This is a genomic window from Streptomyces sp. NPDC017202 (assembly GCF_044331705.1).
GTDB lineage: Bacteria > Actinomycetota > Actinomycetes > Streptomycetales > Streptomycetaceae > Streptomyces.
In genome coordinates this window covers 1-20,104 of record NZ_JBIRNP010000017.1, presented here as the reverse complement: position 1 = coordinate 20,104, position 20,104 = coordinate 1, and the positions used below count along the sequence as shown (strand labels likewise).

The 20,104-nt window shown below is 70.8% G+C and carries 19 protein-coding genes; 14 read left to right on the top strand and 5 right to left on the bottom strand.

What is annotated here, in order from left to right:
* Positions 1 to 24: 24 nt before the first annotated feature.
* A complete protein-coding gene (locus ACH4N1_RS26660; protein ID WP_398100771.1) occupies positions 25 to 1,011 on the top strand; it encodes a polysaccharide lyase family 1 protein in 987 nt (328 codons plus the stop codon).
* 222 nt (positions 1,012 to 1,233) lie between these two features.
* Here the strand turns inward: ACH4N1_RS26660 and ACH4N1_RS26655 are convergent, their stop codons facing one another.
* Positions 1,234 to 3,303 (bottom strand): hypothetical protein, encoded by a 2,070-nt coding sequence (locus ACH4N1_RS26655; protein ID WP_398100769.1) that lies wholly within the window; start codon positions 3,301 to 3,303, stop codon positions 1,234 to 1,236.
* A 132-nt stretch (positions 3,304 to 3,435) separates the two neighbouring features.
* Here ACH4N1_RS26655 and ACH4N1_RS26650 point away from each other — a divergent pair, with 132 nt between their 5' ends.
* The 4 genes from ACH4N1_RS26650 to ACH4N1_RS26635 all read left to right on the top strand — a co-directional run bounded on the left by ACH4N1_RS26650 (position 3,436) and on the right by ACH4N1_RS26635 (position 8,661).
* A complete protein-coding gene (locus tag ACH4N1_RS26650; RefSeq protein WP_398100767.1) occupies positions 3,436 to 4,170 on the top strand; it encodes a LysR substrate-binding domain-containing protein in 735 nt (244 codons plus the stop codon).
* Positions 4,171 to 5,063: 893 nt separating this feature from the next.
* The gene (uppS, locus tag ACH4N1_RS26645; RefSeq protein WP_398100960.1) at positions 5,064 to 5,783 is read left to right on the top strand and encodes a polyprenyl diphosphate synthase; all 720 of its coding nucleotides are present in this window, start codon (positions 5,064 to 5,066) and stop codon (positions 5,781 to 5,783) included.
* The gene (locus ACH4N1_RS26640) at positions 5,780 to 7,252 is read left to right on the top strand and encodes an oxygenase MpaB family protein (RefSeq protein WP_398100765.1); all 1,473 of its coding nucleotides are present in this window, start codon (positions 5,780 to 5,782) and stop codon (positions 7,250 to 7,252) included. Before uppS ends, ACH4N1_RS26640 begins: the two co-directional genes overlap by 4 nt.
* A 317-nt stretch (positions 7,253 to 7,569) precedes the next feature.
* Positions 7,570 to 8,661: a hypothetical protein gene (locus ACH4N1_RS26635; protein ID WP_398100763.1), complete on the top strand. Its 1,092-nt coding sequence runs from the start codon at positions 7,570 to 7,572 to the stop codon at positions 8,659 to 8,661.
* Between the two features lie 117 nt (positions 8,662 to 8,778).
* On the opposite strand, the gene ACH4N1_RS26630 is transcribed toward ACH4N1_RS26635, so the two are convergent.
* Positions 8,779 to 8,973, bottom strand: a complete 195-nt coding sequence (locus ACH4N1_RS26630) for a hypothetical protein (protein WP_398100761.1) — start codon at positions 8,971 to 8,973, stop codon at positions 8,779 to 8,781.
* 53 nt (positions 8,974 to 9,026) lie between these two features.
* Here ACH4N1_RS26630 and ACH4N1_RS26625 point away from each other — a divergent pair, with 53 nt between their 5' ends.
* The 3 genes from ACH4N1_RS26625 to ACH4N1_RS26615 all read left to right on the top strand — a co-directional run bounded on the left by ACH4N1_RS26625 (position 9,027) and on the right by ACH4N1_RS26615 (position 11,309).
* Positions 9,027 to 9,971, top strand: coding sequence for a hypothetical protein (locus ACH4N1_RS26625; protein WP_398100759.1), 945 nt, complete (start codon positions 9,027 to 9,029; stop codon positions 9,969 to 9,971).
* The gene (locus ACH4N1_RS26620) at positions 9,968 to 10,315 is read left to right on the top strand and encodes a hypothetical protein (protein WP_398100757.1); all 348 of its coding nucleotides are present in this window, start codon (positions 9,968 to 9,970) and stop codon (positions 10,313 to 10,315) included. The genes ACH4N1_RS26625 and ACH4N1_RS26620 overlap by 4 nt, the downstream gene beginning before the upstream one ends.
* Before the next feature lie 61 nt (positions 10,316 to 10,376).
* Positions 10,377 to 11,309: a transposase family protein gene (locus tag ACH4N1_RS26615; RefSeq protein ID WP_398100755.1), complete on the top strand. Its 933-nt coding sequence runs from the start codon at positions 10,377 to 10,379 to the stop codon at positions 11,307 to 11,309.
* Between the two features lie 55 nt (positions 11,310 to 11,364).
* Here the strand turns inward: ACH4N1_RS26615 and ACH4N1_RS26610 are convergent, their stop codons facing one another.
* A complete protein-coding gene (locus tag ACH4N1_RS26610; RefSeq protein WP_398100753.1) occupies positions 11,365 to 11,799 on the bottom strand; it encodes an Rrf2 family transcriptional regulator in 435 nt (144 codons plus the stop codon).
* A 223-nt stretch (positions 11,800 to 12,022) separates the two neighbouring features.
* On the opposite strand from ACH4N1_RS26610, the gene ACH4N1_RS26605 reads away from it, so the two are divergent.
* The 6 genes from ACH4N1_RS26605 (at position 12,023) to ACH4N1_RS26580 (ending at position 16,541) form a co-directional block, all read left to right on the top strand.
* On the top strand, positions 12,023 to 12,358 hold the full coding sequence (locus ACH4N1_RS26605) for an SDR family NAD(P)-dependent oxidoreductase (RefSeq protein WP_398100958.1): 336 nt from the start codon (positions 12,023 to 12,025) through the stop codon (positions 12,356 to 12,358).
* A gap of 251 nt (positions 12,359 to 12,609) precedes the next feature.
* Entirely contained in the window at positions 12,610 to 12,789 is a 180-nt protein-coding gene (locus ACH4N1_RS26600; protein ID WP_398100751.1) for a helix-turn-helix domain-containing protein, read from the top strand.
* Between the two features lie 102 nt (positions 12,790 to 12,891).
* The gene (locus tag ACH4N1_RS26595) at positions 12,892 to 13,446 is read left to right on the top strand and encodes an ATP-binding protein (protein WP_398100749.1); all 555 of its coding nucleotides are present in this window, start codon (positions 12,892 to 12,894) and stop codon (positions 13,444 to 13,446) included.
* A 105-nt stretch (positions 13,447 to 13,551) separates the two neighbouring features.
* A complete protein-coding gene (locus tag ACH4N1_RS26590; protein ID WP_398100747.1) occupies positions 13,552 to 14,610 on the top strand; it encodes a tyrosine-type recombinase/integrase in 1,059 nt (352 codons plus the stop codon).
* Positions 14,611 to 14,625: 15 nt separating this feature from the next.
* Complete coding sequence (locus ACH4N1_RS26585; RefSeq protein ID WP_398100746.1) at positions 14,626 to 14,994, top strand: helix-turn-helix domain-containing protein; 369 nt, start codon at positions 14,626 to 14,628, stop codon at positions 14,992 to 14,994.
* A 431-nt stretch (positions 14,995 to 15,425) separates the two neighbouring features.
* The gene (locus ACH4N1_RS26580; protein ID WP_398100744.1) at positions 15,426 to 16,541 is read left to right on the top strand and encodes a hypothetical protein; all 1,116 of its coding nucleotides are present in this window, start codon (positions 15,426 to 15,428) and stop codon (positions 16,539 to 16,541) included.
* 37 nt (positions 16,542 to 16,578) lie between these two features.
* On the opposite strand, the gene ACH4N1_RS26575 is transcribed toward ACH4N1_RS26580, so the two are convergent.
* Both ACH4N1_RS26575 and ACH4N1_RS26570 read right to left on the bottom strand, forming a co-directional pair.
* The gene (locus tag ACH4N1_RS26575) at positions 16,579 to 19,251 is read right to left on the bottom strand and encodes a Helicase associated domain protein (RefSeq protein WP_398100742.1); all 2,673 of its coding nucleotides are present in this window, start codon (positions 19,249 to 19,251) and stop codon (positions 16,579 to 16,581) included.
* 51 nt (positions 19,252 to 19,302) lie between these two features.
* Positions 19,303 to 19,731: a hypothetical protein gene (locus tag ACH4N1_RS26570; RefSeq protein ID WP_398100740.1), complete on the bottom strand. Its 429-nt coding sequence runs from the start codon at positions 19,729 to 19,731 to the stop codon at positions 19,303 to 19,305.
* Positions 19,732 to 20,104: the final 373 nt, after the last annotated feature.

Below are 20,104 nucleotides of genomic sequence, written 5' to 3'. Positions count from 1 at the left end.
AAAGGCACTCTCCTCCTCACGGCCATGGCCGCTCTGACCGCCACGGCCGCCGCCCCCTCATCCGCCCCGACGGCCCCCGCCGTACTGGCGGAACCTGCGCCCGCCGGGTTCGCGAGCGTCAGCGCGTGGGGGCAGAACGGGACTACCGGCGGCGCGGGCGGTCCGACCGTCACGGTCTCCACCGCCGCGGACCTCATCGCCGCCGTCAAGGCCGAGGGCCCGAGGACCGTCCGCGTCAACGGCATGATCACGTTGCCCGCCGGAATGTACGACGTCAGCTCCGACAAGACGATCGTCGGTGTCGGCGCGAGTTCCGGCGTCTCCGGCGGCGGCCTGAACATCGGCCTCCCGGTGAGTGACAACGTCACCTCACCGCCCGCGAACGCCGTGCACAACGTCATCGTCCGCAACCTGACTTTCAAGAACGCCAGTGACGATTCCATCAACGTCCAGATGTTCTCGCACCACATCTGGATCGACCACAACGACCTGTCCGCCGGGTATGACGGGCTGCTCGACATCAAGCGGGGTTCCAGCTACATCACCGTTTCCTGGAACCACACCCATCACCACGCCAAGAACATGCTGCTGGGCCACTCCGACAAGAACGGCGCCCAGGACATCGGCCGACTGAAGGTGACCTACCACCACAACTGGTACGACCGTACCCCGCAGCGCAATCCGCGCACCCGCTTCGGTGACCCGGTGCACATCTACAACAACTACTTCCTCGACAACAGTGACACCGGCCCGGCCTGCAACGCGGACTCCGGCTGCTTCGTCGAGGGCAACTACTTCGACGACGTCGAAGAGCCCATGACCAACAGCTACTCGGGGCCGGAGGGCAACATCGTCGAACGGAACAACGTCTTCGTCGGCGACACCGGCGAACCGGTCACGGGAGGCAATGTCGAGAACCCGGCGGACTACTACGACTACACCGTCGACGACCCGCAGACCGTCAAGGACGCCGTGATGCGGGGCGCGGGCCCGGGCACCATCGGCCTCTGAGCCGAGCTCCGTCCATGCCTCGTCCCGTTGGGACGAGGCATGGGCGGACCCTCACGCAGCCGTGTGAGGAGGGAAAACCCTCCGTGTCGCACACCGAACGATTTACCGTCCCACCGTTACGAGCCTCATTCCGAGAACGCGCAGATGGCCACGATCTACCTGGCCGGACTCCGCATTGCGAGCATCTTCCTCTGGTGCGCTCGGTGATCCGGACGAAGGGCCTCAGCCGTCGGTGTGCCGGTCGATCCAGGCCAGGGCCGCCGCGCGTTCGGTCTCGGTCGGCGAGGGCTTCAGCTGGTCCGGGTAGCGGATCAGGCAGTGCTCGCGGGCGGTCCGCAGTCCGATTGCGCGGGCCTCTGGGGAGAGGCGGGGGTGCTCGGCGACCTCCAGGGCACGCTGCCACCAGCCCCGACTGCGGGAGTCGATGGCGTAATGCCACAGCGGCTGTCCAGAGTCGGCCACACCGATCAGCACCCGGTGCAGGACGTGGTCGCGGATGCCCGGCGTGCCCAGGAGCCGGTCGGCCACGAGCAGCGGGTGCTCCCCGTCGAGGCGGGCCCGGACCAGCACCCAGGTCATCAACTGGCCCACGTCGTGGGCAGGCGAGGTGACGAAGTCCCACAGCTCGGCGGCCTTGGCCTCGTCGGGGGCGCCGAGATAGGTGAGGAGCCGCAGCTTGTCCTTCCAGACCGGCCGGGCTCCGTTCCACCAGGAGACCAGCTTTCCCGCGGCCGGATGGTCCAGGTCGAGGGCGAGACAGGTCAGAGTGACGAGCGGATGGCGCCACTCGGTGTACGTGGTCTCGTACTTCTTGGTGAGGTCCTTCAGCCGGCGCGGCAGCAGCGCCTCCACGTCGGACCCCGTGGCCAGGCCGTGGGCGAGGAGGAGTTCGAGGCAGAAACCGAGCCCCTGCAAACCGGTCTCTGGGTCGGCCACCCGCTCCCGCAGCCAGCGCACGTCGCCGTCGGTGAGCGTCCGGTACCGGTGCCACACGTCGCCCAGCGCGCCCTCATAGGTGCTGAGATCGGGTCCGGTGCCGGACAGAAGCCCCTCCCGGGCGGCCTCGTAGCGGTCCACGGAGGCCAGTACCTCGGCGGTGCCAGTGCCGACAAGCACGGAACGACCGGGCCGGAGCGCCTCCTCCCGCACGAGATCCACCCGGTCGCGGGCCGCGCCCGCCGCGAGAACGCGCAGGGCGTACGGCAGCCGTTCGTCGATGCCGAAGCGGACCGCCGCAAGGGCGGCATAGAACCGGCCGGCACGGTGGTCCGCCCCCGTCTCCCGGCACCAGTCTGCCGTGACGCCCCCGATCAGCGCGTCGTACAGCCCGCGCAGTGAGGTCTCCGGGACGTCGTGCGCGGCCAGTTCCGCCGCGATGGCGGCCGCGGCCCGTACCGCGTCGGGCTCGTGGAGCGACCGGTGCAGCGCCAGCCAGGCGGGGACCGCACCGCGGTCGCCGGCGAGCGCGAGCCCCCGCACGACTGCCAGGCCCCGCTCGGACGGCACCTGGCACAGGACACCGGACGCGCGCGAGCCGAGGACGGCGACGATCTCCCAAGCCTCCTCGTGGCCGTGGCGCAGCAGCGCGTGGAGCAGTGCCGGCCCGGCGCCCCACTCCGCGGGCCGCTCTTCGTACCCCACTCGCCAGGCGCGCAGCAGCCGCTCCGTCTCGTCGGGTGTGAGCCCGTCCCGCCGTTCCAGCGAGACCGCGAACCGGGTCGCGGCGGAGAGATCCAGGGGGTCGCACAGCCGATCATGGAGCCACTCGGCCTCGGCCGGGGACAGCGGTCGGTACCGGAAGGAGGGAGCACTGCGGTCCACCGGCTCGTCGAGCGCGTCGAGGAACTGGCGTACGCCGTCGGGGTCCACGGGGTCGGGCAGGCCCGCATCGTCTCGGTGGGTGACCCGGTCCAGCCGGAAGGCGCCCCGCGGCCCGCCGTCGACGACCAGGAAACCGGTCGGCCCCTCGCCGAGCCCGGCGGCGACGGCGGCGTGGTCGCCGCCCCAGTGCAGCATCAGTTCGCCCGTCAGGGTGCCGGAGCGGTCGAAGGCACGCTCATGGGACTGCCAGTGCCAGTACGCGAAGGAAGCGGGGCCGGTGAACCCCCGCGCCGCGAGGAGTGCGGCGGCGTCCTCATGGCCGTCGGACTGGGTGTAGCGGCCCCGCTTCGGCGGCGGCAGCACGAGAAACCCGTCGCCACCGAGCCCCCGCCACCAGGCCGTGATCGTGGTGAGGTCCGAGGGTCGCCGCGCCGAACGGTGCCTGGGCGGGGCGGTGTCGGGGCTGTTCACGTGCTGCTCCCTGGGCTCTCTCCGGGATCCGTTCCGGACGAATCTTCCGTCCGGGACTCACCCTGCCACAGCGGTCTGACAGCCCCTCTTCCCTGCTGGTGGTCGACCCATCAACGCGTACACAGCAGTCGCGTGCGCGGCGATCCCCTCGGTGCCCCTCCGCTGTCATCTCCACCGCATGGGAGGCGATCACCGCTGCCGACCACCGGGCCCGAGAGGCGGGGGTGCTCCTCATCGCGACTGCGGATCGCCCTCAAGGCCGACATCGACGGCGGCCTGCTGCCGCAGATCCTGGACACCTGCAACGCCGACGGCGCCTCCTTGCCGCCAGAACTGATCCTCGGGGGATTCGGCGAACAGCCACAGGCCCTGCGCGACGGCCGCGCCGACGTGGGCCTCGTCCTGTCTCCCTTCGACGACCGCGGCCTGGACAGCGAGCTGCTGCTGACCGAGCCGGTGCTGGTCGCCCTTGCAGCCGCCGACCCGCTGGCCGCCCGGACCACGCTCTGCCTGGACGACCTGACCGGCCGCACAGTCCCCGGAGGAGCCCCGGCAAACCACGGACGCCCCGTTGGGAACGGCCATCGACCCGATGCGGCACGGCCGCCGTCGAACCTGTCAGAGATCTTCAGCCTCGTCGAGACCGGCACCCTTGCCTTCTTCGCCCCCACCTCGGTAGCCCAGCGCTACCCGCGCCCCGGAATCGCCTACCACCCGGTCAGCGATCTCCCCGACTCCACCCTGGCCGTCGCCTGGCCGCAGGACGCCCGCTCCCCAGCCGTTGCCGCCTTGGTGCGCGCAGCCTGCAGCGTCGCAGCCGCCCAAGACGCACAAGCAGAACCGCTCGTACAGAACACAACTCCTTGACCCGCCGACCGCCCGTCGGCCGTTCCGTCACCGGCACCACTCGGAGGCGGCAGGGATGCCGACCGACCCGGCGCGAGGAAGGGTGTCTTGGACGGCAGTCATCGGCCGAAGACCCGCCGTCCCGGTAGCGTCTTCGGCCGAGCGGCAACACGCGGCAACCGTCCGCGGAAACGGTGCGCTCCGCGGTGCCGTACGTTGCGGGCGCCGACCGCGACCAGGGCCTCCCTCCCAGAGCCGGACGGCCGGGTTGCATCCGGCCCGCGGAAGCGGCGCTCCGAGCACGATGAGCGGCGCTCCGAGCACGATGAGCTGGGCTTCGGCGTACTGGCGGCGCTGCTCCTGGCGGCGGAACTTCTGCGCCGTGCGGTCATGAGCGCGCAGGTTCGCGGATTCCTGGATGCGGTCGCGCCCCGGCCCGCGCGTTGACGGCCGCCTGACGGGTGGTCTGCGCACGGGTTCGACGACAACGCGTTCACCGCGCTGTGCACCCCGGACCGCGATCCGGCACGCGAGGGCGGTGGGAACATCCCGGGACGGCCGCTCCGACCGACAGGTCGCGGTACGCCGAGGTCTGGGGCAAGTCACGCCAGTCCTCGGAGAAGGCTGCCGATGCCGAAGGGAATCGTGCACATGAGCAGAGGGTGACGGGCCCCCATGTGGCCGGTCAGGCCCCTTCCGTTCCGCCAGACTCCTGAAGACGGACGCTCCGGTGGGGCGCGCGGATGGGGCGATACGGGGTGGGCGTGACCGAGCGCGGTAGGGCCGAGCGTGCCGCTGCGGATGAGACGGGGCCGGGTGTGAGGGGCCAGGACGTCCGGCGCGCACGCGCGGCGACGGGGGACCGGCCGGGTGGGCGACAGGACAGCGACGAGCAGTGGCGAGTCGACGGGCCGGTGCGTGCGGTGCCGCGGCACGTGGCCTGCGTGATGGACGGCAACGGCCGTTGGGCTCAGCGGCGCTCGCTTCCCCGGACGGCGGGGCATCGGGCCGCGGAGACCACCGTCATCGACATCATCGAGGCCGCCCGGGCGGCCGGCGTCGAGTGGCTCAGCCTGTACGCCTTCTCCACCGAGAACTGGAACCGTCCTGGTCCCGAGGTCGACTACCTGATGCGCCTGGTCCGCCGGGTGGTGCGCAAGCACGCGCCGCTGCTGCTCGCCCGCGGCATCCGCTGCCGCTTCCTCGGGGCTGCGGACCCGCGCATCCCACGTGAGCTGGCTCGGGATTTCGAGGATCTGGCGACGCTGACCGCCGACAGCCGGGGGATGACGCTGACCGTCGCCTTCGACCACGGCGGACGCCGGGACATCGTGGAGGCCGCCAGGTCGCTGATCCGAAGCGGGACGCCCGCCGAGGAGGTGACCGAGCGGCTCTTCGCGGACCACCTGCCGTTCCCCGACACCCCCGACGTGGACCTCGTCATCCGCACCTCCGGCGAGCAGCGCATCTCGAACTTCATGCTCTGGCAGGTCGCCTACGCCGAGTGGGTCTTCCCCGAGGCGCTCTGGCCGGACTTCCGGGCCCCGGACTTCCTCGCCTGCCTGCACACCTACCGGTGCCGTGACCGCCGCTTCGGCGGCGTGCCGCCCCAGACGAACGGAGACCCGTCATGACGACTGGAGCCCCCACAACGGCCGACGAAACACCCTTGTTCGGGCCGCAGTCGCAGTTCAGAGCCTTCTTCGACGACCCGCGCTGGGCGCTGGCCGTGATCCGCGCCACCGTGTTGGAGGCCGCCCACCCGCAGATCGGTGCTGCACTCGTCGACAACTCCACCTTCGTCGCCCACCCCTGGCGCCGGCTGCGCAACACCTTCCTCAGCATGCGGCGCATGTTCGACGCCGATCCGGCGGTACGCGAGCGGGAGGCCGCCCGGCTCAACAGGCTGCACGCCCGCATGAGCGGCTCCGACTCCCGCGGCCGCGCCTACGACGCCATGGACCGCGCGACCCGCGCCTGGGTGGTCGCCACCCTCTTCGAAAGCGCCGTCAGCATGTGCCGACTGAGCGGCCAGCCGCTCGACCAGGACGCCATGGAGCGCATGTACGCCGAGTACCGCGTGTTCCTCGCCGCGCTCGACGGTGACGCCGGAGAACTCCCCGAAGACCTGAAGGACTTCTGGCGGTACTTCGACAGGGTCGTAGAGGACGAGCTGGAGAACACCGAGGCAGCCCGCATCATCCTCTACCGGCTCTTCGACCACCTGCCCGCCCCCGCGCTGCTCGCCGGCGCACCGACACTGTGGGCCGCCGGCCGGGCCGTCGTCGGTCCGCTTCTCGGCGCGATCACCGTCGCATCGCTCCCCGAGCCGTACCGGCGCAGGGCCGGCCTGCCCGAGATGCCCGGCGCCCCGACCCTCATGCAGGGCGCCTACCTGGCCGCCGGGCTCACCCGATTCCTGCCTGAGGGCTGGGTCGACGCCGAAACCGTCATCGAGGCCCTGTCCCTCCCACCCGACAGCGACGACCCCCGCGCCCGGACCGTGGCCGTACTGCGCGCCCGCATGAAGCGGGCCTCCGCCCTGCTCCGCCTCCTCACACCACTGAGCGACGAGACCGGTCCCGATCCGGTCCCGGCCGCCTCGCGGGCGACGGGAGAGGGCCGGCGCTCGGCGGAGGAGTTCTTCCGTCAGGTGCTGGACCAGACCGGCGACGGCCACCTCGACTGGCCTGACCTCGCCGCCATGGCACGCGAACTGGCCACCCGCCTCGACCTGGACGAACCCGAGGAGACCCGCCTCTACGACGCCTTCGCCGCCTGGTGGCGCGAACTCCAGGCCACTCTCGACACGGACGGCGACGGCCGCGTCAGTGCCGACGAGTACGCTGCCGCCGTCCCCTCCCTCGCCGGTCCCGCGCTCATCCGCGTCGCCGAGGTGCTCTTCGACGCCACCGACAAGGACGGCAGCGGGACCATCGACGCGGACGAGCACAGGACGCTCTTCCGCACCGCCTTCCAACGCGACCTCACCACCACAGCCGAGGGCACCTACGGCCGCAGCGCCTTCGTGGGCGACTTCCTTTCCTTCATGTCAGGCCGGCGCACGAACACCCCGTACGACCCCCTTCTCGCCGACGCCTGACGAACCGTGGGGCGTGCCGCCACCGGGTACCGGCACTCCGCCCGCGGCACACGGCGCGCCCCGGTAGTCGACCCCGCCCGCAAGAGCAGCGTCCGCCCCGGCGGCGTCCACGTTGCGCAGGACGGTGACGCCCGCCCCGCTCAGGTGCCGCTGATGACCGACGCCGAAGCCGCCGACCAGCTCACCGCCGGAAGGTCGTAACCGCGGCGTGGCCGCGCATCCTGCCGCTTGCGGGTCGGCCCCGCGGCGGGAGGAAAACAAGTTGGCGCACGGTCGTCGAAGTGGGACGATCCGCCTGTTCGCGGACAGGAGGATGTTTGTTCCTATTCGTCTGTGCGGGATGCGAGACGGAACTGACCGCCCCCCTGCACCGGGTCGAGTTTCCCGACCACGCCCACCAGGGCTACGGCAACGGCGTGTCGATGCCGGTCCTGATGGACGAGGGCACCTTCGCCGTCGACCCGCTGCCGTCCGGGCCGCCGTGGCGCCGCTGGGAGGACCTCCCGGAAGGGGAGACCGAGGCGCTGGGCTGGTATGCGCCCGTCTGGGGGATTTCGTACGGTCCTCCAGGGGCGGTACTCATCGCTCCTGGCGACTCGTGGGGCACGGCGCTGGTCCCCGAGCGGCGCGGCGAGGGGTCCTGCTGCGGCATCAACGGGGCCGACGGCCCGAACCTGGCGTGCCTGGCCTGTGGCGCCCTGGTCGCCACCCGCATCGACGACTGCTCGCTCTGGCAGGCGGTGTGGCTGGATCCGAACGCGGTACGCCGTGTCGCAGCCGGACCGCCGCCGGAGCCGCTCACGTGGGAGGCTCTGCTCACCGAGCGCCGAATCGTCCCGCCCGCGGACCAGCTCGGGCACTGGAGCCCGGTCTGGGAGGCAGCGGTCGGCGCGGCCCTGGCCCATGTGGTGGCGGCCTCGGAGGGCCGGCCCGTGGACGTGCCGGAGGGCCGGGTGGCGGAGGTGTTCCGGCACACGCTGGACGGTCTGTTGCCGCGGGTCCCGGGGGCACGGGCGAACCGGATGGTCCTCGCGGGACCAGGACTACCCGCGTCGGACGGGTCCGCGGACCTCGTCCTTGTACCGCGGCACCCGGAGACGGGCGAGGCGTGGGGGCCGGCGAGAGTGCGGGACGGCCGGCGGCCGGTCGTCGTGCCACTGGCCGCCGCCGTATGGCTGTGCCTCGCTTTCGGCGAGCCGCCGTCGCTGCCGCTGCCGGCGAGCGGCCGTCTGGCCCGGGACGTCCTGCGCGACGAGCCGCTGCCGCTGCGCCCGAACTGGATCTTCCGCCCCGACGGGGCGATCTTCGCACGGACCCTCGCCCGGCAGCCGGAGGCGCGGGCCCCCTGGCTACGCGACGTCCTCGACGGCCTCCGCCACCGCCGGCCCCGGTACCAGGGGCTTTTCTGAGGTGTTCGGAAAGTCCCGTCCGGCTCGCCGGGCAGACGACACTGCTTTCCGGACACCCCCTGACGAGCTCGTGCACGGTGGGCGGTGAGGCGTCGCGAGCTTCGGTGTGGCCCGGGTTCACGTCTGCCGTGCCGGCTTCAGGTCCACGGTCTGCTGGTGGGACAGCAGGCCGGCGACGGCCTGGACGGTGTGACTCATGTGCTCGCGGCGGCCGAGGTGGCGGGCCAGGGCCTGCCAGTTCCTCGGATGGGCGATGCCGTGCTCGACGCGGACACGGCGTGAGGAGTGTGCTGTGCGCCGGCGCTCGTGCATCTCCTCGTACCGGTCGGGGCGTTCTTCTTGAACGTGCGGTGCGGTGCGGTGGGGTGATCACCGCCGCCCGCGTGCTGGACGCCTGCCCGCCCGAGCGGGCTGATGGCCTGCACCAGCAGGCCTGCGCGGCACTCGGTCCGGTCCCCGCCGCCGAGGAGATCGACCGATTCCTGCCCGCCGCCGGCGTGGACGAGGCCGGCCGCCGGGACGAGCCGCTCGCCTCCTGGTTGCGCGTCTGGGCCTGGTCGCCGGTCCTCCCCGCGCCGCTGCTGGCCGGCTTCGCGCCGCTGCTGGCCGCGCTGCGCCAGCGGGGGCCGGCCGACCCGCCCGACCCGCGGACCGCCGTCCGCCCGCACTCGCGCCATCACACCGACGTCGCCCTTGAGGACCTGCGGGAGCTGGCCGCCGCGGCCGGACCGCTCGCGGCCGCCGCCGCCCTCGCAGGCGCCCCGGACGCGGGCGCCGCCGGCTACGCGATCGTGCTGCAGTGCCTCGTGGCGGCCGCCCCCGCTGCCTGGACCGCCGACGTCCCCCACGTGCTCGCCGCCCTGGCCCGGCCGAAGCTCGCCGCGTTCTACCTCGCCGCTACCGCGAACGCCGCCCGCCGCCCTGGTGCTTTTCCCGCCGGGGTGGCCGAGGCCGTCCTCGCCGCTCTCACACTGAGCCGCGCCCTGCCCGCTCCGGCCAGTCCTTATGTTCTCGATGCGGCGGAGTTCGCCGGCCGGGCGTGGTCCGGTCTGCTGAACTTCGTGTGGCGCACCGGTACCGGCCTCGCCGGTGACCAGTCGGCTGTCCTCAACCACCTGCACGCCCTCGCCGAGCCCCTCACCCGCCCCGCCCCACCGCCGCCCGCCGGCGCCCCGGCAACGCCGGCCTGGCCGACGACAGGGTGGACGCGCAGGAGCCGAAGCAAGCGCTTGACCGTGCAAGCGGAACCACGCACCGTGCCACCGGCGTCTGTCGCCGACAAGAGCGCACATCTACTGGACAGGACATGAACACCCCTTCAGACACCAGCACCGGCGCCGCCGGATGCCTCCTTGCCGGCTTCGGCGCGGCCACTGCCGCCCTTGCGTGGGCACCCCGGGCTGCGGTCAATATCGACGGTGGGTTCGAGGGGCATGCCCGTGATCTGAGCGTGCTCGTCATCGATCTCCCGCTCGTTCTGCTCGGCGGTGCTCTGGTTCCGCTTCTGGCCTGGGCGATGACCACCCGCTGGGTGGGCCGTCCCTGGATTGCGACACTCGCCGCCCTGGCCGCGCTCGCCCTTGGAGTGTGGGGACTTCTGGAGTGGTGGACTCCCCGCCAACCTCCCCACCCCGGGTACGGACACGGCATCTGACGAGCTCGTGCACGGTAGGCGGTGAGGCGTCGAGCTCGTGATCGTTGATCATGGTCGTGTGGTGGGGAACGCATCTCGTGCAGCGATCATCGGCGACCGGAGGATCACGGGCCTGTCGGCCGATGTGATCGCTGAACTCGTGGCCGAGCTGGGCCCGTTGTGGCATGAACAGCACCAGACCAAGCTGATGTCCCGGCAGCGGAAGCGCGCGATCGGTGCCGGCGCGAGGCACCGGCTGGTCTTCGTCGACCGGCTCCTGGCCACCCTCGTCCATCTCCGGCACGGAGCCACGCACGACGTGCTGGCCTGCTGGTTCGGTGTGGACCGCTCCACCATCACCCGCGCCATCGGCGAGGTGCGACCGCTGCTCGCCGAGCGAGGCTGCACCATCGGTCCCGGAGTGCGGTTGCGGACCCTGGCCGAGGTCGTCGACCACCTCGGCGCGAGTGAGGAGACCGGCATCATCGACGGCACCGAGATCCGCGTCCGGCGGCCGGCCTCCGGACGCAAGGACCGGGACAGGTTCATCTCCGGCAAGAGCAAGCAGAACGCGGTCAAGACCATGGTCGTCACGGACGGCGACGGCCGCGTGCTCTTCTGCAGCCCGACCAGGCCCGGCAGCTGCGCGGACATCCCCCACGCCCGCCAGTCAGGGCTGGTCACGCTCCTGGCCGACGGACCCGCGGTCGAGATCCTCACCGACGCCGGCTCCCAGGGGCTGGGCGCCCGGACCGGCGGCCGGGTGATCACCCCACCGCACCGCACGTTCAAGAAGAACGCCCCCGACCGGTACGAGGAGATGCACGAGCGACAGCGCACAGCGCATTCCTCGCGCCGCATCCGTGTCGAGCACGGCATCGCCCACCTGAAGAACCGGCGGGCCCTGGCCCGCCGCCTCGGCCGCCGCGAGCACATCAGCGACACCGTCCAGGCCATCGCCGGCCTGCTGTCCCGTCAGCAGACCGCAGACCTGACATCGACACGGCAGAAGTGAACCTCGAGCCCCACCACCACCCTCGACGCCTCACCGCCTACCGCGCACGAGCTCGTTAGCGAGGTGCCGCGAGTACGTCCCGGAGTACGTTCGCGAGCGTGACGCGGGCCAGCTCGTGTCTCACGGTCTCCTCGATGCCCTCGTAGATGCTCTGCATTGCCGGCTGGATGCCGTGACCCACCACGCATCCCTGGTCCGGGATGGTGCGGTGCATGGCGAACAGCGGGCCGGGTTCCACTGCCTCGTACACGTCGAGCAGGGTCATCGACTCCAGCTCGCGTGCCAGCGACCAGCCCGCGCCCACGCCCCGCCGGGACTCCACGAGCCCGGCCCTGCGCAGCTCGCCGAGCAGCCGTCTGATCACCACCGGGTTGGTGTTCGCGCTGGTCGCGATCTGCTCGGAGGTGGCGACCTCATGGCCCTGGCGCTGGTAGAGGCCGATCCAGGCCAGCGCGTGGGCGGCGATGGTCAGCCTGCTGTTGGCGCTCATGGACTCCTCCTCTCGGCCACAACGCTTCATGTTACGGCAGTCGTAACAGTGAAGGTTGCAGCATGCTGTCGTAACAATTAACGTTGCGACTGCCGGAAAGGATCAATCAACGAGGTGAGAAGAATGAGCAAGCCACTCACGGGCAAGGTCGCCCTGGTCACCGGAGGATCGCGCGGACTGGGAGCCGCGACCGTACGACTGCTGGCCGAGCAGGGCGCCGGCGCTGATCGACGACGTAGTCGCGCACTTCGGCGGCCTGGACATCCTCGTCAACAACGCGGCGATCTCCGTGGCCGGCACGGTGGACGACCCGGACGCCGACACCGCCGCACTGGACCGGATGCACGCCACCAACTACCTCGGCGTGATCTCCGTCATCCGGGCCGCCTCCCGAGTGCTGCGCACGGGCGGCCGCGTCATCACGGTGAGTTCCGGGCTGGGCTCCCGGGTCGGCGCCCCCGGCCTTGCCGACTACGCGGCGACCAAGTCCGGGATCGAGAGGTACACCATGGGCGTCGCACGCGACTGCGATCTCTCGGGTTGGTGTCGGTGGTGGTGAGAGTCGGTCGTGCTGGTCCAGGGGCTGGTGTTGCGGGGCTGGTCAGTAGGTGTTTGCGGGTAGGTGGTCCGCTGTCATGAGGTGAGAGATTGAGGGGTGGGATCACTGTCGTGGGGCTTTATCGCATGGCAGCTGATGCTGTCTCAGGTTCGTGAGTTCTTATGCGGTGAGGTGTGCCAGGCCGGTGTGATCGGGGCGTGGATCAAGAGGTAAGGGCCGGTCGTGGGTCTGTGCTGCCCAGGGGGTTGGTGGTGCGTCGTCTGCTGGAGCGGCAGCAGGCGGGGGAGCTCACGACGCGGCATGTGCGTACGGTCGCGGAGACGGTAGGTGTCTCGGAGCGTACGGTGTGGCGCTGGCTGGAGCAGGCGAAGGCGACTGGGCAGGTGGAGGCGCCGGTCCGGCAGGGGTATGCGGTGTCGGACGAGGTGTGAGCGCTGCTGGGCGAGGTCGGAGGGAATGTCGCTGAGCTGAGGCGCCGGCTGGCCGCTGCCAGCGGCGGGGCCTTGGTTCCGTCGGCGTCGACGCTGCATCGGGTGATCCGCAGGGACCGTCGGGCGGGGCGGGCGTTGGTGGTCGAGCGGGAGCCTGTGGTGGCCGGGCCGAGCAGGCTTGATCCGCTCAGCGAGCTGGGCTTGAACGTCGTGGCCGGTCAAGGCGTCGGTGGGCAGGTGTTTCTGCGGGAGCAGAAGCACCTGGCGCAGGTCCCGGTCCTGGTCCCGGATGCGCAGGTGGTGCACACGTCCGCTGTGCGGTCGGTGCTGCGGACGGTCGCGCACGCGGCCGCGGTGGGGGCGGTGGTGTGTCTGCACGGCGACGCCGGCCAGGGCAAGACCGTCGCGTTGCAGTACGCCCTGTCCCAGCTGCCGCACCCGGCCAGGGTCCGCCGGGTCCACGTCGGTGTGCACCCGACGGTGCCCGAACTGCGCCGGGTACTCGCGGACGCCCTCGAGCTGGGCAGGCGTCTGCCGCGCGGGGCGGGGGAGGCCGACTTGATGCTGGTAAACGCGTTGAGACAGCCCCGCGTGCTGGTCCTGGACGAGGCACAGCGCCTTCCGGGACCGGCGTGTGGGGTGCGGGGTTGTTTGTGAGGCGGGAGTTGCCTTTCTCCAGCTGTCTCGTTGATGACATCGGTGGCGCGCGCAGGATTCAGGTGCTGCCTTGAGCGGGGGTCATCGACGTGATGGTGGTGGAGTGTGGGGGAGAGGCCTTTTCTCCGGCTGGTGGAGGGCGGGCTCGCTGACTGGGACCCCGATGCCGGACGGGCACGGGACGTGTGGGTGTTCCAGGCCGGCTGTGTCCGGGCGTTCGCCGCGACGTGGGTGGTGCGGGGGTTCGCCCCGACGACGATCGGCGCCTATACCTCCTTGCTTCCCCGGGTGCTGGCCCACTTCGACCGCCCGGTGTGGCAGATCGAGCCCGCCCATGTGGACGCGATGCTCCACACCCTGCTGCTCGCGGGCCGGACCGCGGGAACCAGACGCCGCTACCTGGACATGCTGCGCGCCTTCCACACGTTCGTACGCCTGCGCTACGCGAGTGAGATCCGCGCCCTGTACGGAGCCACCGTGGGTGACCCGCTGGACCGCTTCAACCGGCTGCGCCACGTCCGGGACGAGCCCGCGCAACGGCTGCCGCCCACCGCCGAACGCCTCACGGCCTTCTTCGCCCATGCCCGCGCCCGCCTGGCCACCGTGTCCGACTACCCGGCCGCGGCCCGGGACTACGCGCTGTGGCGCACCCTGTACCACTGCGCGCCGCGGCTGAGTGAAGCCCTCCGCCTGGAACTGTGCGACGTCCACCCCGAACTCGGCCCGTCCGGCAAGCTCCACGTGCGGTTCGGCAAGGCGGCCAACGCCTCGGGACCACGCCCGAGATGGGCCCCGATGCTGGACGGCCTGGACCGGATCCTTGCCTGGTACCAGAGCGACATCCGCCCCCTGTTTCCCGATACCGCCGCACTGTTCTGCGACGCCCACGGTGAGGCGCTGAAGCCGGAAACCGTACGCGACCGCCTGGCCCGCCTTCTGGACACCGAAGCCCGCATCGAAGGTGCCCAGTTCACCCCGCACGACCTGCGCCGCGCCTGCGCCACCCACCACTACGAACAGGGCATGGACCTGATCACCGTCCAGCAGCTGCTCGGCCACGAGCACATCGCCTCCACCATGGCCTACGTCCGGCCCTGCCTCACCTTCGTCGAGGACGCCTGGCGCCGCGCCACGTCCCGAGCCCTGACCGGCCTGGCCGGCTGACCCCCAGGACTCCCCGTGACAACACCTCCGCTGCGTGCCGTGGAGACCCCCGCCCCACCACCGGTGGAGTGGAAACTGCGCATGACCGCGGCACAGCGCGGTATCTGGACCGGCACCGAACTGCGCCGTCTCCTGGCCGAGCGCGCCGGTCTCGAACTGTCCGCGGCATCGGTGTCTGCCCTCTTCACCAAACAGCCTTCCCAGGTGAAGCTGTCCACCCTGACCGCACTGTGCGCCGCCCTCGACTGCACTCCCGGCGACCTGCTGACCCTGCCCGGATCCACCGCACCCTCAATGCCTCAGCCGCGCCCCGACCCGGTCCCCGACCGGCAGCCTCCGCAGCAGCAGCCCGCGTCCCGCCACCGATCACTGCCACCGCTGTGACCGCACCCGAGCCCGCCGCGAACCCACCCGCGCCTTTTGCCGCTGCCGTACCCCGGACGGCCAGGGACACCTGCCCGGCCTGCCATCGCCTGCGCCGGCTGCGCCCCGACACCGGCCACTGCGCCTGGTGCTCACGGACCTGCGCCCTGTGCGGCGCTCCACGGCGATCCGCCCAGGACCTGTGCGCGGCCTGCCGACACCACTCGGAAGGCCGACGGGCACGGGGCCCGTGCCGGCACTGCGGGCGCCGGCGCACCCTCGACGCGGCGACCCGGCGCTGCCGGACCTGCACCGACCCGGCCACCGCACCGCCCCCGGCATACTGTGAACGCTGTGGCACCAGCGGCCAGTGGGCCAAGGGCCTGTGTAAATCCTGCTACGAGCACTCACCCCACACCGTCATCACCCGTGCGGTCGGCTGGGCCGAGCGCATGCCTGCCGTACCACCCTGGTGGAGCGACTTTGCCGCACACCTCGCAGATCACCGCCACCCCATCTACGCGGCCGACGTCGTCGCCGCCACCGCACGTCTGATCACCGCGGTCGCGACCGGCGACCCCGGAGAACTGCTCGCGCACGCCCGCAGCAGCGCACCCGAACTCGTGGGAGCGCTCACCGATTTCTTCCGCGCTCACGGCCGCCTCGCCCCGCCACCGGACCTCGCCGACCGGCGCGCAGCAGCCCGCCGCACCCGCCGCATCGGGGCCGTCCCCGGCCCGCTGCGCCCCCAGGCCGCCGCCTTCGCAGATTTCCTGCTGCTCCAGCGCGAGCGAGCCCAGCAGCTCGGGCTGCGCCCGAACCGGCTGGAGACCGTTGAGATCCGCCTGGACACCATCCGCGACCTGGCCCTCCACCTTGAGGGACACAGGGCCTGGGCAAGCGTCACCACCGCAGACCTGGAGTCCTTCCTTGCCCTGGCCCCGGCCCGCCGCGCCTCCCACCTCGCGGGCATGCGTCAGTTCTTCGCCCACGCCCACCACTCCAGGGCCATCCTCCACAACCCCACGGACCCGATCACCGCCGTCCAGCAGAGGGGATTTCACGGACCCACCCTCACCCCGGCCAGGCAGCGCACCCTGTACGAACGGTGGGCCACCAACCACGACATCCACCCGCACGAGGCCTTCATCGGCCTCGCCGCTCTCCTCCACGCAGCAACCATCACCGAACTGCGCCGGTTCACCGACGCCGACATCGACCCCGACCGCCACAGCGTCCGCTTTCCCGGCAGATCAGTGCACCTCCCACTGGACAGCGCGACGTGGAAGGCGCTGCAGCGCTGCCAGGAGCACCGGCGCCGACTCGGTACGGGCAATCGCCACCTGCTCGTCACCAGGCTCACCCGAACACACCACGGACCTGCCAGCGCCGCCCATATCCGCGACAGCCTCGCGCCCGCCGACCTGCTGCCCCGAGTTCTGCGCTCCACACGTCTGCTTGCTCTCGCCGACGAACTCGACGCCAAGATCCTCACTGTCTCCCTGGGGATGTCCTACGCGGGAGTCGCTCACTACCGGCCCTCCCCAAAGCTCACCAGACCCGTGTGACGGGCCAGACTCAATTCCGCTGCGCCCGAACTGTTCGTCATGCCCAGTTGATGCCCAGCTTGGCGAGGGCGGCGAGCTGGTCGGCGTCCAGCCGATCCCTCCTCGATTTCGTGTTGGAGATCCATACGCCCAGCTTCACGGTCACCGGCTCCGCCTCGCCGTCGACCGCGATCTCTTCGCTGTGCCCCCTCGGCACCGGCCGGTCCGCGCCTTCCCGTTTCACCCACTGCGTGAGGGCCGCGAGGCCGCGTTGGAAGGCCTGCTGTGCCTTGGTCGGGCTCTTCGCCGTACGCGCGGTCGCCAGGGCGGGAGCCGGGTCCTGAGCGGGCTGCACGCCCAGCTTCGCCAGCCGCTGCTGCTGTTCGCTCGACAGCAGCTTCCAGGTGCTCGGGTTCTTCTGCCGCTCCAGCCATCGTCCGATGTCGTCGCCGTCCATGAGTACGCCGGGGTGGATGTCGGGCAGTACCCCACCAGGCTCGTCGGCGGCGAGGTCGGCGAGGTGGCGGTAGTGGCGTTGCCAGTCCAGCGGCCACGGGCAATTCCAGTCGGGGTCGACCGCATCCAGCTGCGCCGCGCGCACTCGCACCCGTTCCGGGTCCTTGCCGAGGCCGCCTTTCCTGCGGAGGTTGGCCATGTGCTGGCCGACCGGAACCAGGCCCTCGGCTTCGCTCTCGCCCCACACGGCGTCCTGGCGGGGTGCGAGGTGCCCCATGGCCCGCCGGTAGGACCGCAGCGCGGCGAGCTTGTTCTCCCACGCTTCCTCACCGGGTTCCCAGACCATCCCGGCCTCGGGGGCATCGAGCAGCGTCTTGCGCCGTGGCTCGAGTTCCCCGGCCCGCAGGGCCTTGCGCTGCTGGTGGACCCACCGGCCAAGCGGAAACGCCTTCGTCGCCCCCACTTCGACCTCCACGTCGTAGGGCACGGCGTAGACACTGGTGATCTCGTTCTCCGCCCGCCACCGCAGCAGGGCCTGGTAGCCCTCCAGCCAGACCAGGGATTCTGGCCGGTAGACCCGGGTGCGCAGGAAGGCCGCGATCGTGGCCGCGTCGCGCGGGCTGGAGAAGTGGAGCAGGGCTGACTCGGCAGCGGCATCGGTGCCGTTCTGCGCCTGGTCCTCGCCATCACTCTCCCCGCCGGCTCCGATGATCCGCCCGTCCTCGTCACGCTGCACGTGGACCTTGCGCTTGCCGCTGGTGAGCGCGCGTGAGGCGAGCTGCTCGACCAGGCGCTCATCGTGGCTGCGTAGGCCTTGGAGCACAGCGACCAGCCCGGCATACGAGGCGGAGGCGACCATGTCGGTCGGGTCCTCGCCGGGCTCGAGGAAGACGGGCACGATGATCCGCGCGACCTTCGTGGAGCCGTCCTTGTTGAGCCGGAGCGCGCGGCCGATGTTCTGCACGATCTCGACCTGGGAGCCGCGGGTGTCGGCGAAGCAGACCGAGTCGACTCCCCGTTCGCCGGTGATGTCCACGCCTTCCCCCAGGACGCGGCAGCTGGCGAGGAACGCCCGGTGCACCCGACGCCCGGCGGCGTCGATGCCGTTGGCGAACTGCTGGAGCACCTCGCGGCGCTCGGCGACGAGGTGGTCACCGCACAGCCATGCCGACCACACCCGCTCCGGGGAGACGTGGCGGCCCGGCTCCAGCTCGTAGAAGGCCGCGTCGATCGACGACTTCGGCAGCCGGCTCGCGGCGGCCAGGTCGTCGTCGGTGGAGTCGTTCATGTACAGCGCGGCTGCCGTCTCGGGCAGCTTCTCTGCGAACGCGGCGGCTTCCTCGACCTTCTGGTGGAACGTCATGACCGTACGGAGGTTGTACGCCGCGGCGTGCTCCAGGAGTGCGGTCTGCAGCAGCGCCAGGCGCCGGCCCCGCCGGGCCTCCTCCGATTCCCCGAGGACAGGGGAGGGGTCGCGGATCTCGAGGACGTCGATCTCGAACCCAGCGAGGATGCCCCGCTCGATCGCCTCCGAGAGTCCGAGCTCGGCGAGCCACGCGCCGTAGGTGCCCTCCGGGTCGTCGGCCATGGTCGCAATCTCCGCCTCCTGGCCGTCCGCGCCCTTCTGCGGCCGGGGCGCGGCGAGGATGCGTGGAGTCGCGGTCAGGTAGAGCCGGAAGTCGGTGGGGATGCGGGTGTTGTCGTGGATCGCTGCCCAAGGTCTGGCAAGATCGCCTACGGTTGAGTGGGCTTCGTCGATGATGGCGAGGTCGAAGCCTGCCATCTGCTGGCCGTAGAGCCGCTCCCCGCCGATCAGGGCGGCCTCCAGCGGCCCGCGCACCTTCCGCTGGCCCGTCGAGTCCTCCGGGTCGTCGCGGTCCACGAGGGAGGCGTACGTGGCGAACACGACGACCGGCCCCTTCCCGGCCCACAGGGCGAGCTGGATCGGGTTGGTGGTGGTGCGCACCCCCAGCTCACTCAGTACCGCATCGTTCTCCAGCGAGCACACCGCGACCATCGGCGCCCGGTGGCCCACCAGCCGCCACGCCTGGGCGGTCTGCACGAGCAGGTCCAGAGTCGGCACGGCCACGAGGATCCGGCCGTGCGGGAAGTACTCGAGCGCACTTGCGGCAGCCATGATCGTTTTACCGGACCCGGTCGCTGACACGATCGTGCCACGGGCACCCTGAGGCGGCACAGATGACCTTGCAGGAAATCCGACCCACTTTCGGAAACTCGACTTCTGCTCTAACTGGTGCTCCCTGAGCTGAATCACAGACCCTCCTCACCTCTCTAACCTCGGCAATGATAAAGACTCAGTAGAACGTCAGATGTGATTGCGGTGGAGGATGGCACGAACAGCAGCTTCGAACTCACGCACCGCCAAGCCATGTTCATCGCGAGCCGCGGCCCAGGCCGAATCCTGCCCGTATGAATCCCGAAGCCGGTAGTACGCATCCATCAGACGCGAAGCCTGAGAACGGAGTTGCTCACTACCAGGAGTCATGAAGAACTGGGTCGTCACTTCGTAGCGGAGCGGATCTGCAACGGCCAGATCTGACACCGCTACACCAGCTATAGAAGCGTCAATTATCTGCCCACACAGCCGGTTGTACATAGAGGAGAGCCGCGCACTTACTTCTACGAGTCTATTCACTTCCTCTTTGCGCCTTTCGACTCTCCGTCGAATGAAATCGCCGAAGAGAACCAGAGTTCCACCAAGAATTGCTCCAAGCAGTGCCAGCACACTTTGCATTTCATCACTCCGCAACGTAGGACCCCTCATGGTTCTGCCAACACTACATGCTGCATCATCCGACGTGTGCGATACGCTGGAATCCACGCGAACGAGCACCTCCCACAGCCAGCCACCCCTCGCCCTTGGCGCCCGGGCCGTAGGCCCGTTGGCTGATCCGCGTAGCGGGGCCGGCCTTCTTGAGCGCGCAGCGCTCCAGGTGGCTGGAGCGCTGCGGAGGCCACCTCGCGAGGCCGCAGGCCCCGCAACTCCGGGAGCGTCACCGTCCCGGCGCAGCCGGGACGGTGGACTGCTCGCGCAGCGAGCAGCAGCGCACCCGCGGAGCGGGTGTTCGCTTGCCCATCGCGCAGCGATGGGGTACCCGCTCCGCGGG

Excerpts from the sequence above, each read along its gene's own strand:
- ACH4N1_RS26640 (WP_398100765.1), top strand. The coding sequence starts at position 5,780 with ATGACGACTGGAGCCCCCACAACGGCCGACGAAACACCCTTGTTCGGG.
- ACH4N1_RS26570 (WP_398100740.1), bottom strand. The coding sequence starts at position 19,731 with ATGCAAAGTGTGCTGGCACTGCTTGGAGCAATTCTTGGTGGAACTCTG.
- ACH4N1_RS26630 (WP_398100761.1), bottom strand. The coding sequence starts at position 8,973 with ATGCACGAGCGCCGGCGCACAGCACACTCCTCACGCCGTGTCCGCGTC.
- ACH4N1_RS26610 (WP_398100753.1), bottom strand. The coding sequence starts at position 11,799 with ATGAGCGCCAACAGCAGGCTGACCATCGCCGCCCACGCGCTGGCCTGG.
- ACH4N1_RS26620 (WP_398100757.1), top strand. The coding sequence starts at position 9,968 with ATGAACACCCCTTCAGACACCAGCACCGGCGCCGCCGGATGCCTCCTT.
- ACH4N1_RS26660 (WP_398100771.1), top strand. The coding sequence starts at position 25 with ATGGCCGCTCTGACCGCCACGGCCGCCGCCCCCTCATCCGCCCCGACG.
- ACH4N1_RS26580 (WP_398100744.1), top strand. The coding sequence starts at position 15,426 with ATGCCTGCCGTACCACCCTGGTGGAGCGACTTTGCCGCACACCTCGCA.